This window comes from Metabacillus niabensis, assembly GCF_020524345.1.
Lineage (GTDB): Bacteria > Bacillota > Bacilli > Bacillales > Bacillaceae > Metabacillus > Metabacillus niabensis_B.
In genome coordinates this window covers 1-17,685 of the sequence record NZ_JAIVLH010000029.1, presented here as the reverse complement: position 1 = coordinate 17,685, position 17,685 = coordinate 1, and the positions used below count along the sequence as shown (strand labels likewise).

Here is a 17,685-nt window from a genome sequence, read left to right as displayed (position 1 = left end):
TCCTGGCGAGTATGATAATAGTATTTTTATGTATATGTCGGTGTAGCAATGGACAAGGGGAAAAATCAGGAGACTGCAACATCTCTCTAGGAGGGTAAGTATGGAAAAGGGTCATTTAAAACAAATCTTATTAATTACAGATGGTTGTTCAAATCATGGGGAAGATCCGATTGCGATGGCGGCTCTAGCACAAGAGCAGGGTATTACTGTTAACGTTATTGGTGTATTAGAAGAAAATGTAATAGATCAGGAATCTCTTCAAGAGGTAGAAGGAATTGCTATGTCAGGTGGAGGTGTGCATCAAATTGTCTATGCTCATCAACTTTCACAAACAGTTCAACATGTGACAAGAAAGGCAATGACACAAACTCTCCAGGGTGTAGTAAATAAAGAGCTTCAACAAATTTTAGGCAAACATACATCAATGGAAGAACTACCTCCAGAAAAAAGAGGAGAAGTGATGGAAGTAGTAGATGAACTTGGTGAAACTACGAGCCTTGAGATTCTTATTTTAGTTGATACAAGTGCCAGTATGAAGCCAAAACTTCCAACAGTGAAGGAAGCCCTGCTGGATCTATCCATTAGTTTAAATTCAAGGATAGGGGATAATCGTTTTTCAGTTTCAGTATTTCCTGGGAAAAAAGATGACGTTGAAAGGGTACTTGATTGGACTCCTAGGCTTGAATCTTTATCATCCATCTTTCCTAAATTATCAACAGGAGGTATTACACCAACTGGTCCTGCGATTAGAGAAGCTATACAGCAATTTAAGAAAAAACGTTCCCTTAGAAATTTATTAAAAAATGAAGAAGAGTACTACGATGAATCAAGTATGTAACCTTACCCCTGGTTCAATTATTACAGGCAAATGGAACCAGGAGCGTTATACAATCATTAAGGCCTTAGGACAAGGTGCAACAGGTAATGTATATTTGGCAGATAGTAGAAGAGGGAACGTAGCAATCAAGCTTAGCGAAAACAACATGTCAATTACATCTGAGGTAAATGTACTTAAACATTTCTCTAAGGTCCAAGGTACTTTACTTGGGCCTTCTTTACTTGATGTGGACGATTGGATTCATCACTCTCAAAAGTTAGTTTCATTTTATGTAATGGAATATGTACAAGGTAATAACTTCCTTGAGTTTACTGAGCAAAGAGGGATAGAATGGGCAGGTGTACTAACTCTTCAGCTTTTAACTAATTTAGAAAAACTTCATCAAGAGGGATGGGTATTTGGGGATTTAAAACCGGAAAATTTAATTGTTTCAGGTCCTCCGCCGAGAATTAGATGTATAGATGTTGGTGGAACGACACAGCAGGGTAGGTCTATAAAAGAATTTACGGAGTTTTTTGACCGCGGTTATTGGGGAATGGGAAATCGAAAGGCAGAGCCAACATATGATTTGTTTTCAGTTGCGATGATTATGATGAATGCCGCATATCCCAAACGTTTTAAAAAAGTCAGTGATCGTGACGGGAAAGGTCAGCTAACCGAAAAAATACGGCAACACTCTTTTTTGGTAAAATATCAGGATGTTTTAGATAAGGCGTTGATGGGGAAATACAATAGTGCCGGGGAAATGAAAGCTGATTTTATCCAGTTGCTTTCTATGAAAGCGAGTAAAGGAACTCCATCTTCAAACACTTATAAGTCAAAAGTTCCAAAGCAGAGTTCTCCTAAATCAAGTCATCCGAAAAAACCTACACAGCAGACAAGGCAGCAAGTGAAAAAGAAGAAAAAGAAAGCCAATTATTTTTTTGAAACAGTTGTGATTTTAATAGGAGTCTGTGTCATTTATTCCTTATATGTTTATCATGTTCTCTTATAATATCTAGATGCATTTAAATTTTCAGGTGAAAATATGTTGAATATGTGAACTGGACCTTCTTTTTTGTTTTTTTAGATAAAATAATGGTAGGATTAATATATGAAAATACATTGAGGAATATCGTATAAAGAGGGGAAAAAGGTGAAAAATTTAGATATCCTGATTCGACAACAGCAACTAGTTAAAAAGGGATCAACGATTGTTGTTGGTGTTTCAGGAGGACCTGATTCTTTAGCATTACTCGATATGTTTTACAAACATAGGGAGAGTTTGGATTTAACTGTAGTGGCTGCTCATGTTGACCATATGTTTAGAGGTAAACAATCTCAAGCAGAAATGGAATTTGTTATAGCATTCTGTATTGAGCGGGGAATTATCTGTAAAACATATCAAATTGATGTTAAAGCTTATGCAAAAAAGAATCAATTGAGTTCACAAGTAGCAGCTAGAGAATGCAGATATCGGTTTTTTAAAGAGGTTATGGATAAGTATCATTCACCATACTTGGCATTAGGCCACCATGGTGATGATCAGGTTGAAACCATCCTCATGAGAATGGTTAGAGGTAATACTGGTGAAGCTTTAGCTGGTATCAAACGGGTGAGACCATTTCATAATGGGTACATCATTAGACCGTTACTAGAATTCTCCAAGCAACAAATCCTTAATTATTGCAATAAGAATAACTTAATGCCCAGGTTCGATCCCAGCAATGAAAGTACAGATTACACAAGAAATAGATTTAGAAAATATGTGCTTCCTTTTCTAAAACAGGAAAATCCGCTTGTTCATGAAAAATTTCAGTATTTTAGTGAAACCTTGCTGGAGGATGAAACGTATTTACATGCATTAACTGAAAAAAACATGAATACAGTAATCAAAAGGAAAGAAAAATTCGTTGTTGAAATGGATATCAAAGGGTTTCTAAGCCTACCTTTGCCTTTACAAAGAAGAGGGATTAAACTAATATTAAACTATCTATATGAAAATATTCCATCTTCCCTTTCTTCAATACATATCGAGAGCTTACAATCATTGCTCTCACAGGAACATCCTTCAGGGTCACTAGATTATCCAAACGGTCTTAAAGTGATAAAATCCTATCAGACATGTTTGTTTACTTTTGAACATGATGAAGGTAGAGAATACTGTCATGTACTTGAAATTCCCTCTGTGGTTAAACTTCCAAATGGGTATAGTATATCTTGTTATATAACTCAGGAGATTCCAATAGCAAAAAAAGGAAACAATATTTTCCTGCTGAGTGAAAGAGATTTAACTGAGCCTTTAATCGTTCGTACGAGAAAACAGGGAGATAAAATTAAATTGAAAGGCATGAACGGCAGGAAAAAAGTCAAAGATATATTTATTGATGAAAAAATTCCATTACATAGCCGAAATTCTTGGCCGATCGTAGAAGATGGGAAAGGGAATATCCTTTGGATTCCAGGCCTCAAAAAATCGAATCTAGAAGCCGGGAATAACGATGGGGATAGATGTATTGTATTAGAATTTAGAAGCTAATCTTCTAGGGGGCGCACATTAATGAGACAAGATATTCAAGAAATTTTAGTTACAACTGAGCAAATCCAGGAAAAAGTAAAAGAACTAGGAAAGGTCTTAACAGAGGAATATAAAGACAGTTTCCCACTTGCAATTGGTGTTTTAAAAGGTGCAATGCCTTTTATGGGTGATCTTTTAAAAAACATTGATACATACTTGGAAATGGATTTTATGGATGTTTCAAGTTATGGTACATCCACAGTTTCTTCCGGTGAAGTAAAGATTATTAAGGATTTGGATACTTCAGTAGAAGGAAGAGATATTCTTATTATCGAGGATATCATTGATAGTGGTTTAACATTAAGTTATTTAGTTAAACTATTCCGTTATCGTAAGGCAAAATCAATTAAAATTGTTACGTTACTTGATAAGCCAACAGGTAGAAAAGCCGATATTAATGCAGATTATGTAGGATTTGAAGTGCCAGATGCATTTGTTGTTGGTTATGGATTGGATTATATTGAAAAATATCGAAACCTTCCATATATCGGTGTGTTAAAGCCTGAGATTTATCAAAAATAATCAGTATTCTAATTTGTTGTATTACCATGATTTTCTATGATACTATTTAAAATAGTTGTGTTTACTGTGGGAGGAGGTAAGGAATGAATCGGATCTTCCGTAATACCATATTTTATTTACTTATATTTTTAGTCATCATTGGAGTTGTTAGCTTTTTTACAGGTGCTAATCCTAAAACAGAGCAAATAACGTATAATGAGTTCATTTCAGACTTAAATGGTGGAAATGTTACAGAAATGACCGTACAGCCGGTTCGAGGTGTATTTGAAGTTAGAGGTAAAATGAAAGGTTATGAAGAAGACGAAACCTTTTTAACATATATACCAACTGAACAGGGGCTAGATCGTGTTGACAAGGCTGCTGATGCAAACAATGTTCAGAAATTGAACATTGCTCCGGCAGAAGAAACAAGTGGATGGGTAACATTTTTCACATCCATCATTCCATTCGTCATTATCTTTATCCTTTTCTTCTTCTTATTGAACCAAGCTCAGGGCGGTGGCGGCCGTGTTATGAACTTCGGAAAAAGTAAAGCTAAGCTTTACAGTGAGGAAAAGAAAAAAGTTAAGTTTAAGGATGTAGCGGGTGCAGATGAAGAGAAACAAGAACTTGTAGAGGTTGTTGAATTCTTAAAAGACCCTCGAAAATTCGCGGAGTTAGGTGCAAGAATTCCAAAAGGTGTTCTTTTAAACGGACCTCCGGGAACAGGTAAAACATTACTTGCGAGAGCCGTTGCCGGTGAAGCTGGAGTACCTTTCTTCTCCATCAGCGGATCTGATTTCGTAGAAATGTTTGTCGGTGTCGGGGCATCTCGTGTTCGTGATTTATTCGAGAATGCGAAAAAGAACGCACCATGTATTATTTTCATTGATGAAATTGATGCTGTAGGGCGTCAACGTGGTGCTGGTTTAGGTGGAGGCCATGATGAACGTGAGCAAACATTGAACCAATTGCTTGTTGAAATGGATGGTTTTGGAGCAAATGAAGGAATTATCATTATTGCTGCAACAAATAGACCTGATATTTTAGATCCTGCATTACTTCGTCCGGGACGATTTGACCGTCAAATTACAGTTGATCGCCCAGATGTAAATGGTCGGGAGGCTGTACTTAAAGTACATGCCCGCAATAAACCACTGGATGAATCTGTTGACTTAAAAGCAATTGCTGCCCGTACACCTGGATTCTCCGGTGCAGATTTAGAAAACTTATTAAATGAAGCAGCTCTAGTAGCTGCTAGACAAGATAAGAAGAAAATTGATAATACGGACCTTGATGAGGCAACAGATCGCGTTATCGCCGGACCATCGAAGAAGAGTCGTGTTATCTCTAAGAAGGAACGAAATATTGTTGCTTATCATGAAGCGGGACACACAATTATTGGTGTTGTTTTAGATGAAGCGGATATGGTACACAAGGTAACAATCGTCCCTCGTGGTCAAGCTGGTGGATATGCTGTTATGCTTCCAAAAGAAGATCGTTACTTCATGACGAAACCTGAATTACTGGATAAGATAACAGGACTGCTCGGCGGCCGTGTTGCTGAAGAAATTATCTTCGGTGAAGTAAGTACAGGTGCTCATAATGACTTCCAAAGAGCAACAAATATTGCCAGAAAAATGGTAACTGAATATGGAATGAGTGAAAAGCTTGGACCATTACAATTTGGCCAATCACAAGGTGGTCAAGTGTTCTTAGGAAGAGATCTTCATAATGAACAAAACTACAGTGATGCTATCGCTCATGAAATTGATATGGAAATCCAACGTTTCATTAAGGAATCATATGAAAGAGCGCGTCAAATTCTAACAGAAAACCGCGAAAAGCTAGAGCTTGTTGCTCAAACATTGCTAGAAGTGGAAACACTTGATGCGGCTCAAATTTCAAGCCTTGTTGAAACAGGAAAACTCCCTGATCGTCCTGTTGTTGTTAATAACGACAAAGAAGAGAAATCAGAGGATATAAAAGTCAACATTCATACAAAAAAAGAAGAGGATAGCTCTTCTGATAAATAACTTTTCTAGCCTAAAGATCGGTGACATCTGTCATCGGTCTTTTATTCGTATAAGCACATAATAAAGCTTTTCTTTTGCAAGTGACCTACGAATATGGAAGACAAGGTACTTTGTGATAAAATAATACGGTATTGAAAAATAGAACAAGACAAAGTGGTGATTCTTATGATTTTAGTATTGGACGTTGGAAATACAAATACCGTCTTAGGGGTATATGGTCAAGATACATTAAAACATCATTGGAGAATTGAGACTAGCCGTAATAAGACTGAAGATGAATTTGGCATGCTTATTAAAAATCTTTTTGAACATGAAGGCATATCTTTTCAAGAAATTGAGGGGATTATTATTTCATCTGTTGTTCCTCCTATTATGTTTGCACTAGAAAGAATGTGCAGTAAATATTTCGATATAAAGCCGTTAGTCGTAGGACCTGGAATAAAAACAGGACTCAATATTAAGTATGAAAACCCGAGAGAAGTTGGAGCGGACCGGATTGTAAATGCAGTTGCAGGTATACAAGACTATGGTAGCCCACTTATCATTGTGGATTTTGGCACAGCAACTACATATTGTTATATAGATGGACACAAGCAATATATGGGGGGAGCTATTGCCCCGGGAATAAATATTTCTACGGAAGCTCTTTATTCACGAGCAGCAAAATTGCCAAGAATAGAAATTACACGCCCTGATCACATTATTGGAAAAAATACAGTTAGTGCAATGCAGTCAGGGATATTATATGGATATGTAGGACAAGTCGAGGGTATTGTTAAGCGAATGAAGGAACAATCTAAGGAGGTGCCGAAAGTTATTGCAACCGGCGGCCTTGCAACCCTTATTGCAAAAGAATCAGATTGTATTGATATTGTAGATCCCTTCTTAACACTGCGAGGCCTGCAACTAATCTATAAACGTAATGTGAATGAGTAACAAAAGTAATTACAGCACTTTGCTGAAAAGGAGTAAATATTTATGACAGATTATTTAATTAAAGCCATTGCATTTAATAACCAGGTAAGAGCCTATGCTGCAAGAACAACCGAGACCATTTCCGAAGCACAAAAAAGACATCAAACCTGGCCAACTGCTTCTGCTGCATTGGGCAGATCCATGACTGCAGGAGTTATGCTTGGTTCAATGTTGAAGGGTGATGCAAAACTGACAATTAAGGTTGAAGGCGGCGGCCCTATTGGCGTCATTATTGTTGATAGTAATTCTAAAGGAGAAGTAAGAGGTTATGTAACAAACCCTCAAACTCATTTTGATCTTAATGAAAAGGGAAAACTAGATGTGGCTAGGGCTGTGGGTACTCAAGGGAATTTAACGATTGTAAAAGACCTTGGGTTAAAAGACCATTTTTCTGGACAAGTACCGATTGTATCAGGTGAATTAGGAGAAGATTTTACATATTATTTAGTTACTTCTGAACAAATTCCGTCTTCTGTAGGGGTAGGTGTTCTTGTAAACCCTGATAATACAATCTTAGCCTCAGGCGGTTTTATTATTCAATTACTTCCTGGTACAGATGACGAAACCATCACAGAAATTGAAAAGAGACTTGGAGAGGTTGAGCCAATCTCAAAATTAATTCAAAGAGGATTAACGCCAGAGGAAATACTTGAAGAAGTACTCGGCGAAGGAAATGTCAAAGTACTAGAAAAACAACCTGTTGAATTTAAGTGCCAATGTTCAAAAGAACGAATTGAAAATGCTATTGTTAGTTTAGGTACTGATGAAATACAAGCAATGATTGATGAAGATGGACAAGCGGAGGCGCAATGTCATTTTTGTAATGAAGTATACCTCTTAACAAAAGAAGACTTGGAAGAATTGAAAAGGGAAGCAAGTAAGTAAAGAAATAAAGATATAGACATACTGGGAGTTGAGAAATTGAGCGGTAAAGTGTTATGGAGCATGATTTTTGGTCTGGTGATCATTAATTGTCTCACAATAGGCTACTTTGTGTCAGGAAAAACCGAAGCAATACCAGTGGCTGGTAATGAAGTAACCGATGAAACAATTGCCACAATTGGGGATACAACGATAACTAGAGAGCAATGGATGGCTGAGCTGGAAAGCCGTTATGGAAAAGATACATTAAGAGAGTTAATTAATGTACAGGTAGTGGAAGAGTTAGCTGAAAAATATAATATTACTGTCTCTGAAGAGGTTATCGATAGAGAGCTTGCTGTTTATAAATCAATGTATAACTCATTAGATGAAGAACAATTTGGTAATGAGGAAAATTGGGAAAAACAAATTCGCTACAGTATCTTATTAGAGGAACTTTTAACACGTGATGTTTCTGTATCTGATAAAGATATCCAAAAGTTCTATGAGGATAATAAGGATTTATACGATATTGATGAATCCTATCATTTATCACATATCATCGTAAAAACAGAGGAAGAAGCTAAAGTTATTATGAAAGAATTAGAAGGTGGTTCAAGCTTTGAGGCTCTTGCTTTAGAGGCTTCAATTGATGAGTTCACAGCTAATTCCGGTGGGGATTTAGGATTTGTCTCAACAAATGATACGTATGTTCCAAACTCCTATCTTGAAATAGCTCCAAAATTAAAGGAAGGAGATTGGAGTGACCCTGTCGAAGTAGATACAGGGTATGCAATTCTTCTCTTACATGAAAAGATGGAGGGACAGACGTTTAGTTTTGATGATGTAAAAGAGCAAATCCGCAGACAAATTGCTTTAGAGCAAATGGAAGGCACAGTGTCCGTTGATCCGTTATGGGATGAAATTGGTGTTACTTGGTTTTATGATGAAGAATAATGAAAAATAGTACAAATAGCACAAAAGGTTTTGACAATTTCGAATTAAATTGCTATATTACTTATAAATCCAATAAATTTACTCGGGATAGGGGAGAGATAGTATGGCACGCGTTGCAAATTCAATCCATGAATTAATCGGTGAAACACCTATTGTAAAATTAAACAGACTTGTTGATGATAATAGTGCAGATGTATATTTAAAATTAGAATTTATGAATCCGGGTAGCAGTGTAAAAGATCGTATCGGTCTTGCTATGATTGAAGCTGCAGAGAAAAAAGGTGACTTAAAACCGGGTGATACAATCATTGAGCCTACTAGTGGTAATACTGGAATTGGTTTAGCGATGGTTGCTGCTGCAAAGGGTTTTAAAGCCATTTTAGTAATGCCTGACACAATGAGTATGGAACGTAGAAACTTACTTCGTGCATATGGTGCTGAACTAGTATTAACACCTGGTTCTGAAGGTATGGGAGGAGCTATCCGTAAAGCGGAAGAGCTTTCAAAAGAACATGGCTACTTTATGCCTCAGCAATTTAAGAATGAAGCTAACCCGGAAGTACACCGTTTAACAACAGGTAAAGAAATTGTTGAACAAATGGGTGATCAACTTGATGCATTTATAGCAGGTATCGGTACTGGTGGAACGATTACTGGTGCAGGGTCAGTTCTAAAAGAAAACTATCCTTCAATTAAAATTTATGCTGTAGAGCCAACAGATTCACCAGTTCTTTCCGGCGGGAAGCCAGGTCCACATAAAATTCAAGGTATCGGTGCAGGATTTGTTCCTGATATCCTAAACACAAATGTGTATGATGAAGTCATCACTGTAAAAAATGATGAAGCATTCGAAACTGCTAGAAAGGCAGCAAGTCAGGAAGGTATTCTAGGCGGTATCTCATCAGGTGCAGCAATTTTTGCAGCATTACAAGTTGCGAAAGAACTTGGTAAAGGGAAAAAGGTATTAGCTGTACTCCCAAGTAATGGTGAGCGTTACTTAAGTACTCCTTTATATCAATTTGATTAATAACATAAGCAGAGTAAAGAGGTTGACTATAGTCAACCTCTTTTTCAATACAGCAGTTTTAGGTTGTAAGTTTATATTATTGATGAGACTGCTGTATACTAATTAGTAAATAAACATTCTTTACAAAAAAGATAAAATTTTATGATTTCTTGATTATAATTATGTAAAATGGTAAGTAAGAGTTTAAAGGAGCGAATAAATCATGCAGCAAAGAAGGACCTCGTTAAGTGTACACTTTGACTATACACTCGACTTTTTTAGCCAGTATCAATACCTTTCAAAAGATGAAGATAAACATGCGTTTTTAGAGAGTGGACGAGGAGGCAGATATAGTATTGCGGGTGTTAAGCCATTTGCAACAGTCAAGGGAAAAGGTGAACAGCTGGTTATCAAAAAAGATAATGAAATGACTGTTTTGGAAGGAAAACCTCTTGATCTATTTAGAGAATGGTTTAAGCAATATTATACAAGCTCAGATCCGAATCTCCCTGATTTTCAAGGTGGGGCTATTGGCTTTATTAGTTATGACTGTGTACGACATTTTGAAACACTACCGGAAATTGCTGTTGATGATTTAGAAACTCCCGATTTATATTTTTTATTATTTGATGATATTGCAGTTTATGACCATCATACATCAAAATTATGGTTAATTACCCATTATTATCAAGAAGGTCAAATTCAAAAAGCTCATGAAAAATTAAAGCAAATGAAGGAAAAGTGGACATCAGTACAGAAAGTAGCAACCAAAAACGACTTAAAACAGGTTAAAACCTCTGATCCCATGATCTTTACAGAAGATGCTTTTAAAAGAGCAGTAGAATCAATAAAGGATTATATTGGACAAGGTGATGTTTTTCAGGTCAATTTATCTTTAAGGCAGCATTTTCGATTAGAAAATCATCCGCTTAAGATTTATGAAACATTACGAAAAATAAACCCTTCACCATATATGGCTTACCTGCACTTTCCTGATCTGCAAATTGTGAGCGGCTCACCTGAATTACTTGTAAAAAAGAAAGAAAACCTCGTAAGTACACGCCCGATTGCCGGGACACGATCTAGAGGTGAAAATGAACAAGAAGATATAAGGCTGGCAAACGAGCTTATTCATAATGAGAAGGAAAGAGCTGAGCATGTTATGCTCGTAGATCTAGAAAGAAATGACTTAGGGCGTGTCTGTGAATACGGTTCTGTTCATGTTAATGAATTTATGGTGATTGAAAAGTATTCACATGTTATGCATATTGTCTCAAATGTACAAGGAACAATGAAAAAAGATGCAAATTATGCAGATATTATCAAAGCGACCTTCCCAGGTGGTACAATAACAGGAGCACCTAAAGTTCGAACGATGGAAATTATAGAAGAACTTGAGCCGACCAGAAGAGGGATTTATACGGGTTCAATAGGCTGGATTGGCTATGATGAAGATATGGAATTAAATATCGTTATTCGTACGATGGTAGCGAAAGATGGATATGGGTATGTTCAATCCGGAGCCGGAATTGTAATTGATTCTAATCCGGATTATGAATATAAAGAAGCTTTAAAGAAAGCAAAGGCTTTAGTTAAAGCCATAGAGTTGAGCAAAGAAGAGAAAATATTAGGCTGAGGTGAGTATAGTGATTTTAATGATTGATAATTATGATTCATTTACGTTTAATTTAGTACAGTATTTAGGTGAGCTTGGTGAGGAATTAGTTGTTAAAAGGAACGATGAGATTACCATTTCGGAAATAGAAGAGTTAAACCCACAATTTTTAATGATTTCTCCAGGACCTTGCAGCCCAAATGAAGCAGGAATAAGCATGGCAGCTATTGAACATTTCGCTGGGAAAATTCCAATTTTCGGTGTTTGCCTTGGGCATCAATCGATTGCACAAGTTTTTGGTGGAGATGTTGTTCGTGCCGATCGATTAATGCATGGTAAAACTTCTGAAATGCACCATAACGGAGAAACTATTTTCAAGGGAATGGAAAATCCTTTTACAGCAACTCGTTATCATTCTTTAATTGTGAAGAATGAGACATTACCTGATTGCCTTGAAGTAACAGCTTGGACTGAAGAAAATGAAATCATGGCTATTCGACATAAAACTTTACCGATAGAGGGTGTTCAATTCCATCCGGAATCGATCATGACATCGTTTGGCAAAGACTTATTAAAGAACTTTATTACTCAATACAAACCTGTAGAAAAGAGTTAAACAAGTGTATATCTATCATAATTCAAAGTTTATAAAAGATACTGAAGCCACGATTTCTCCATTTGATCATGGCTTTCTTTATGGTTTAGGTGTATTTGAAACGTTCAGAGTATATGAAGGTTTTCCATTTTTATTGCATGATCATCTTGATCGTCTTCAACTTGCCGTAGATGAGATAGGAATATCCTATAAAATAAACCGACAAGAGATTTTTGAAATAATTCAAGAGTTGATCGCACTTAATCATTGTGAATCGGAGGATGTTACGGTTCGTTTAAATATTTCCGCCGGTAATGGGGAAGTGGGACAACTTCTTCAAACTTATGATCACCCAACACTTCTTTGTTTTTTAAGAAAGGCTCCTTCGGCGGCCATGATTGAAAAGAAGGCAATCATCCTAAAATTGAGGAGAAATACTCCAGAAGGAAAGTATCGCCTTAAATCTCATCATTATTTGAATAATATTCTAGGGAAAAGGGAGCTTATTCAGACCCCCGATCTAGATGGCATTTTTTTAAATGAGCAAGGCTTTGTTGCAGAGGGCATTGTCTCAAATATTTTTTGGGGAGATGAGAATGGAGTATACACACCATCTCTTGAAACAGGAATTCTCAATGGAATTACGAGGAAATTTGTCATTAGATGTTTAGAAACACTTCAAATACCTGTAGTAGAAGGTTTTTTTAAAAAGGAACAAATGTTCGATTCCCATGAAGTGATCATGACAAACTCATCACAAGAGCTTATAGCCATAAGAGATATTGACGGACATGAATTTGAGGGCGAAAATGGAATAATTATTCAAAAGTTATATGATTTATATAAGAACAATAGGACGAAACTATTAAGTATAGACGAGTTGCAAAGGGTTGAAAAAGATGAAGCAAGTGACAATGAAACATCAGCAAATTAAATGTGGGAAATATACACTTAACATTCAGGATAAGACAATGATCATGGGTATTTTAAATACAACCCCTGACTCTTTTTCGGATGGCGGCCGTTATATTGATATAGAAAAAGCTGTAGAACATGCAAAAGAAATGATCAAACAAGGTGCAGATATTATTGATATTGGCGGAGAATCGACAAGGCCAGGATCAACAATTGTTACGGCTGATGAAGAAATTAAACGTGTTATCCCCGTTATAAAAAGGTTGTCTAAAGAGATTGAAGTACCTATATCCATCGATACATATAAAGCGGAGGTAGCCAAGCAAGCCATTGAGGCCGGGGCTACCATTATAAACGATATATGGGGAGCAAAAGCGGATCAAGATATGGCGAAAGTCGCAGCTGCTTATGGTGTACCGATTATTCTTATGCATAATCGTGACAATCAAAACTATGATCAGTTAATTCCAAACATGATTGCAGATTTGATGGAATCCGTTACAATAGCTAAAAATGCCGGAGTTAAGGATGAAAATATTATCCTGGACCCTGGTATTGGTTTCGCTAAAACGATGGATGACAACTTAGTTGTTATGAGGAATTTAGAAGCACTTGTACAATTAGGCTATCCTTTATTGTTAGCAACTTCCCGTAAAAGGTTTATAGGACATGTTCTTGATTTACCGCCAACAGAACGGATGGAAGGTACTGGTGCAACTGTATGTCTTGGAATACAAAAAGGTTGTCATATGGTTAGGGTCCATGATGTGTTAGAAATATCCAGAATGGCTAAGATGATGGATGCAATGCTTGGAAAGGGAGGGGAGAAAAATCGATAAGATTTATGTGAGTGGAATGGAGTTTTACGGGTACCATGGTGTGTTTAAAGAAGAAAATAAACTTGGACAACGATTTAGAGTTGATTTAGTGGTAGAATTAGATTTGAAGAAAGCCGGAGAAACTGACTCTTTAGAATATAGTGTAAACTATGCTTCGTTATATAAAGCTTGCCAGGATATTGTTGAAGGTCAGCCGGTAAAGCTTGTTGAGTCCCTTGCAGAACAAATTTCGGCTAAAATCTTACTTGATTTTCCTCTAATATCCTATTGTACTGTAAAGGTTATTAAGCCGGATCCTCCTATTCCAGGACACTATAAAGAAGTTGCGGTGGAAATTAGAAGGGGAAGATCATGAAAAATCATGCCTATATAGCTCTTGGGTCGAATATAGGAGATCGAGAGCAATATCTCATAGATGCCATAAAGAAGATTCATAATTACCCAAATATTAAAGTGGTAAATATATCCTCTATTTATGAAACGGATCCAGTTGGTTATACAGATCAAGAAGAATTTTTAAATATGGTCATTTCCATTAATACCGATTTAACAGCATTTCAACTACTATCAGTTTTACAGGAAACTGAAAAGCAACTAAATCGTAAACGAGATATCAGATGGGGACCGCGAACTTTAGACCTTGACATTTTGTTATTTAATTATGAAAATATTGAAGCAGAACAATTAATTGTTCCTCATCCTAGAATGCATGAACGAGCTTTTGTTCTTATTCCATTATTTGAGTTAAATCAAGATATAAGAATACCTAGTATAGATGAGCCAATCTCGACTATCATAGATCAATTACACGATAAAGAAGGAGTACGAATATGGAAGCAGAAAAATGGGGTAGACGTATTCGCGCTTTTAGAAAGTTAAAAGGATATACCCAAGAAAGCTTTGCGAAAGATCTTGGTGTTTCTGTTTCTGTATTAGGAGAAATAGAAAGAGGCAATCGTGAACCCAGCAAAGAGTTTTTAGAGGATGTGGCTAAATCTCTAAATGTAACAATTGAAGAGCTAAGTCCAAATGATGTTGATAGATAGGGGGGAGAAAAAATTGTTTAAAATTGGCGATATTGAATTAAAGAACCGTGTTGTTCTGGCACCAATGGCTGGAGTTTGTAACTCAGCATTTCGTTTAACAGTAAAAGAATTTGGTGCAGGTTTAGTATGTGCGGAAATGGTCAGTGATAAAGCCATTCTATTAAATAATGCAAGAACAATGGGAATGCTTTATATAGATGAACGTGAAAAACCACTAAGCTTGCAAATTTTTGGTGGAGAAAAAGAAACGCTAGTTGAAGCAGCTAAATTTGTTGATAAAAATACAACGGCTGATATCATTGACATTAACATGGGATGCCCTGTTCCAAAGATTACTAAGTGTGATGCAGGTGCCAAGTGGTTATTAGATCCTAACAAGATCTATGATATGGTATCAGCTGTAGTTGAAGCGGTTGATAAACCTGTTACAGTTAAAATGCGTATGGGATGGGATGATGAGCATATTTTTGCTGTCCAAAATGCGCAGGCTATTGAACGTGCAGGAGCTAAAGCAGTTGCTCTGCACGGTCGTACCAGAGTACAAATGTATGAAGGAACGGCTAATTGGGATATCATTAAAGAAGTGAAAGAATCAGTTACTATCCCTGTAATAGGCAATGGTGATGTGACAACACCTCAAGATGCGAAGCGCATGCTTGATGAAACAGGTGTTGATGGTGTCATGATTGGACGTGCAGCTTTAGGTAATCCATGGATGATCTATCGAACCGTAAAATATTTAGAAACCGGTGAGTTAATGGATGAGCCGGGAGTGCGTGAAAAAATGGAAGTTTGTAAGCTTCATTTAGATCGTTTAATCGATCTGAAAAATGAAAAAATCGCTGTGCGTGAAATGAGAAAGCATGCAGCTTGGTATCTAAAGGGTATTCGAGGCAATGCAAAAGTCCGCAATGATATTAATTTGATGAATACTAGAGATGAATTTGTTACACTTTTGGATGAATTTGTTTTAGAAATGGAAGCAAAAGAAAAAAGTGCTAGTCAAGCAGGTTAATTCTATGTTTTTTATACTGCCGGTAAATCTGGCAGTTTTCTGCTTTTTTTATTAAGGAAGAAGGAGTGTTATAGATGAGTCAGGAAGAAATGAATCAAGAAGAATTAAGTGATCAACTGAAAGTCAGAAGAGAGAAATTACATAACTTAAGAGAAAAAGGGTTAGATCCTTTTGGTAAACGTTTTGAGCGAACACATCAAACAGAAGATATTATTGCAGAGTACAGTGAGTTTGAGAAGGAAGAACTAGAAGAAAAAGAAGCCTCTGTTACAATTGCAGGTAGAATTATGACAAAGCGTGGAAAAGGGAAAGCGGGCTTTGCTCATATTCAAGACTTAACTGGTCAAATTCAGATTTATGTTCGTAAAGATGAGATTGGTGAAGAAGCTTATGAAATCTTTAATACAGCTGACCTTGGAGATATCATCGGTGTTACGGGTGTTATTTTCAAAACAAAAGTTGGTGAGCTGTCAATAAAAGTTAAGTCATTTAAATTATTAACAAAATCCCTACGTCCACTGCCTGATAAGTTTCATGGTTTAAAAGATATCGAACAACGCTATCGTCAGAGATATGTTGATTTGATTATGAGTCCTGATAGTAAGAAAACCTTTATTACAAGAAGTAAAATTATACAAGCTATGCGACGTTATTTAGATGATCATGGATACTTGGAAGTCGAGACACCTACGATGCATTCAATCCCAGGTGGAGCTTCTGCACGTCCATTTATTACTCACCATAATGCTCTTGATATGCCATTGTATATGCGTATTGCAATTGAACTCCATTTAAAACGACTCATTGTCGGTGGATTAGAAAAGGTTTATGAAATTGGCCGTGTATTTAGAAATGAGGGTGTTTCAACACGACACAACCCTGAATTCACAATGATTGAGCTTTATGAAGCATATGCCGATTATCAAGATATTATGACATTAACTGAAAATGTCATTGCACATATTGCAAAAGAAGTATTAGGAAGTACAACGGTTCAGTATGGGGAGTATGAGGTTAACCTTGAACCTCAATGGACAAGACTTCATATGGTAGATGCAATTAAAGAACATACTGGTGCAGACTTTTGGAAAGAGATGTCTGTTGAAGAAGCACGTGAATTAGCGGAACAGCATAATGTTGAAATTAATGAACATATGCAGTATGGACATATTGTTAATGAATTCTTTGAACAAAAGGTTGAAGAAAAGTTAATCCAACCAACATTTATATATGGCCACCCTGTAGAAATTTCACCATTAGCTAAGAAAAATGATCAAGATTCTCGTTTTACAGATCGCTTTGAGCTGTTCATTGTGGCCCGTGAACACGCAAATGCATTTACAGAGTTGAATGATCCAATTGATCAAAAAGAGCGTTTTGAGGCACAGTTAAAAGAGCGTGAGCAAGGAAATGATGAAGCTCATATGATGGATGAGGACTTTATTGAAGCATTGGAATACGGAATGCCTCCAACAGGAGGATTAGGCATCGGTATTGATCGTTTAGTTATGCTATTAACTAATTCTCCGTCAATAAGAGATGTACTGTTATTTCCACAAATGAGACATCGTTAATAATAAACTCCTGCATTTGCAGGAGTTTTAATTTTTTTTGAAAAAAGTTCTTGATTTAATTATTAGGTGATGGTATATTTGAATACGTTGCTGCGAAACATGCAGTTAACTTAAATAAAACAAAACAAAAAAGTTGTTGACAAACACTTTGGGGTTTTGTTACAATATAAAAGTTGTGTTAAGTAAAAAATGATCTTTGAAAACTAAACAAAACCAAGCGTGCCAACGTTAATTTCGATTAACAAAAACGTACTATATAGTACAAACTTTTATGAGCTATATCAAACACTTTATTGGAGAGTTTGATCCTGGCTCAGGACGAACGCTGGCGGCGTGCCTAATACATGCAAGTCGA

18 protein-coding genes and 1 rRNA gene are annotated in these 17,685 nt (G+C 36.5%); all 19 read left to right on the top strand.

Annotation, left to right across the window (positions count from 1 at the left end):
• The first annotated feature begins 73 nt into the window (after positions 1–73).
• The gene (locus tag LC095_RS23530; RefSeq protein WP_413467531.1) at positions 74–838 is read left to right on the top strand and encodes a VWA domain-containing protein; all 765 of its coding nucleotides are present in this window, start codon (positions 74–76) and stop codon (positions 836–838) included.
• Complete coding sequence (locus LC095_RS23525; protein WP_226530428.1) at positions 822–1,832, top strand: serine/threonine-protein kinase; 1,011 nt, start codon at positions 822–824, stop codon at positions 1,830–1,832. Before LC095_RS23530 ends, LC095_RS23525 begins: the two co-directional genes overlap by 17 nt.
• Positions 1,833–1,973: 141 nt before the next feature.
• Complete coding sequence (tilS, locus tag LC095_RS23520) at positions 1,974–3,356, top strand: tRNA lysidine(34) synthetase TilS (RefSeq protein ID WP_226530427.1); 1,383 nt, start codon at positions 1,974–1,976, stop codon at positions 3,354–3,356.
• A gap of 21 nt (positions 3,357–3,377) precedes the next feature.
• Positions 3,378–3,917, top strand: a complete 540-nt coding sequence (gene hpt / locus LC095_RS23515; RefSeq protein ID WP_026562664.1) for a hypoxanthine phosphoribosyltransferase — start codon at positions 3,378–3,380, stop codon at positions 3,915–3,917.
• A gap of 83 nt (positions 3,918–4,000) precedes the next feature.
• Entirely contained in the window at positions 4,001–5,932 is a 1,932-nt protein-coding gene (ftsH, locus tag LC095_RS23510) for an ATP-dependent zinc metalloprotease FtsH (protein WP_226530426.1), read from the top strand.
• A gap of 165 nt (positions 5,933–6,097) precedes the next feature.
• Complete coding sequence (locus tag LC095_RS23505; RefSeq protein ID WP_226530425.1) at positions 6,098–6,868, top strand: type III pantothenate kinase; 771 nt, start codon at positions 6,098–6,100, stop codon at positions 6,866–6,868.
• A gap of 42 nt (positions 6,869–6,910) precedes the next feature.
• Complete coding sequence (gene hslO, locus LC095_RS23500; RefSeq protein WP_226530424.1) at positions 6,911–7,792, top strand: Hsp33 family molecular chaperone HslO; 882 nt, start codon at positions 6,911–6,913, stop codon at positions 7,790–7,792.
• 36 nt (positions 7,793–7,828) lie between these two features.
• Positions 7,829–8,725: a peptidyl-prolyl cis-trans isomerase gene (locus LC095_RS23495; RefSeq protein ID WP_226530423.1), complete on the top strand. Its 897-nt coding sequence runs from the start codon at positions 7,829–7,831 to the stop codon at positions 8,723–8,725.
• Positions 8,726–8,828: 103 nt separating this feature from the next.
• Positions 8,829–9,752, top strand: a complete 924-nt coding sequence (cysK, locus tag LC095_RS23490; RefSeq protein WP_026562669.1) for a cysteine synthase A — start codon at positions 8,829–8,831, stop codon at positions 9,750–9,752.
• A gap of 202 nt (positions 9,753–9,954) precedes the next feature.
• Positions 9,955–11,367, top strand: coding sequence for an anthranilate synthase component I family protein (locus tag LC095_RS23485; RefSeq protein ID WP_226530422.1), 1,413 nt, complete (start codon positions 9,955–9,957; stop codon positions 11,365–11,367).
• 10 nt (positions 11,368–11,377) lie between these two features.
• On the top strand, positions 11,378–11,962 hold the full coding sequence (gene pabA, locus LC095_RS23480) for an aminodeoxychorismate/anthranilate synthase component II (RefSeq protein ID WP_226530456.1): 585 nt from the start codon (positions 11,378–11,380) through the stop codon (positions 11,960–11,962).
• A 4-nt stretch (positions 11,963–11,966) separates the two neighbouring features.
• Positions 11,967–12,875 carry an aminodeoxychorismate lyase gene (gene pabC / locus LC095_RS23475; RefSeq protein WP_226530421.1) on the top strand — a complete coding sequence of 303 codons (909 nt, stop codon included), beginning with the start codon at positions 11,967–11,969 and terminating at the stop codon, positions 12,873–12,875.
• Positions 12,856–13,695 (top strand): dihydropteroate synthase, encoded by an 840-nt coding sequence (folP, locus tag LC095_RS23470; RefSeq protein WP_226530420.1) that lies wholly within the window; start codon positions 12,856–12,858, stop codon positions 13,693–13,695. Before pabC ends, folP begins: the two co-directional genes overlap by 20 nt.
• A complete protein-coding gene (gene folB / locus LC095_RS23465; protein WP_226530455.1) occupies positions 13,688–14,050 on the top strand; it encodes a dihydroneopterin aldolase in 363 nt (120 codons plus the stop codon). Before folP ends, folB begins: the two co-directional genes overlap by 8 nt.
• On the top strand, positions 14,047–14,574 hold the full coding sequence (gene folK, locus LC095_RS23460; RefSeq protein ID WP_226530419.1) for a 2-amino-4-hydroxy-6-hydroxymethyldihydropteridine diphosphokinase: 528 nt from the start codon (positions 14,047–14,049) through the stop codon (positions 14,572–14,574). Before folB ends, folK begins: the two co-directional genes overlap by 4 nt.
• The gene (locus tag LC095_RS23455; protein WP_026562675.1) at positions 14,526–14,741 is read left to right on the top strand and encodes a helix-turn-helix domain-containing protein; all 216 of its coding nucleotides are present in this window, start codon (positions 14,526–14,528) and stop codon (positions 14,739–14,741) included. The genes folK and LC095_RS23455 overlap by 49 nt, the downstream gene beginning before the upstream one ends.
• Before the next feature lie 13 nt (positions 14,742–14,754).
• Positions 14,755–15,756, top strand: a complete 1,002-nt coding sequence (gene dusB / locus LC095_RS23450) for a tRNA dihydrouridine synthase DusB (RefSeq protein ID WP_226530418.1) — start codon at positions 14,755–14,757, stop codon at positions 15,754–15,756.
• A gap of 74 nt (positions 15,757–15,830) precedes the next feature.
• Positions 15,831–17,330 (top strand): lysine--tRNA ligase, encoded by a 1,500-nt coding sequence (gene lysS / locus LC095_RS23445; RefSeq protein ID WP_226530417.1) that lies wholly within the window; start codon positions 15,831–15,833, stop codon positions 17,328–17,330.
• Between the two features lie 290 nt (positions 17,331–17,620).
• A 16S ribosomal RNA gene (locus LC095_RS23440) occupies positions 17,621–17,685 on the top strand; the annotation flags it as partial.

Coding starts and splice junctions, on each gene's coding strand:
- LC095_RS23525 (WP_226530428.1), top strand. CDS start 822: ATGAATCAAGTATGTAACCTTACCCCTGGTTCAATTATTACAGGCAAA.
- hpt (WP_026562664.1), top strand. CDS start 3,378: ATGAGACAAGATATTCAAGAAATTTTAGTTACAACTGAGCAAATCCAG.
- ftsH (WP_226530426.1), top strand. CDS start 4,001: ATGAATCGGATCTTCCGTAATACCATATTTTATTTACTTATATTTTTA.
- LC095_RS23505 (WP_226530425.1), top strand. CDS start 6,098: ATGATTTTAGTATTGGACGTTGGAAATACAAATACCGTCTTAGGGGTA.
- hslO (WP_226530424.1), top strand. CDS start 6,911: ATGACAGATTATTTAATTAAAGCCATTGCATTTAATAACCAGGTAAGA.
- cysK (WP_026562669.1), top strand. CDS start 8,829: ATGGCACGCGTTGCAAATTCAATCCATGAATTAATCGGTGAAACACCT.
- LC095_RS23485 (WP_226530422.1), top strand. CDS start 9,955: ATGCAGCAAAGAAGGACCTCGTTAAGTGTACACTTTGACTATACACTC.
- folP (WP_226530420.1), top strand. CDS start 12,856: ATGAAACATCAGCAAATTAAATGTGGGAAATATACACTTAACATTCAG.
- folK (WP_226530419.1), top strand. CDS start 14,047: ATGAAAAATCATGCCTATATAGCTCTTGGGTCGAATATAGGAGATCGA.
- LC095_RS23455 (WP_026562675.1), top strand. CDS start 14,526: ATGGAAGCAGAAAAATGGGGTAGACGTATTCGCGCTTTTAGAAAGTTA.
- lysS (WP_226530417.1), top strand. CDS start 15,831: ATGAGTCAGGAAGAAATGAATCAAGAAGAATTAAGTGATCAACTGAAA.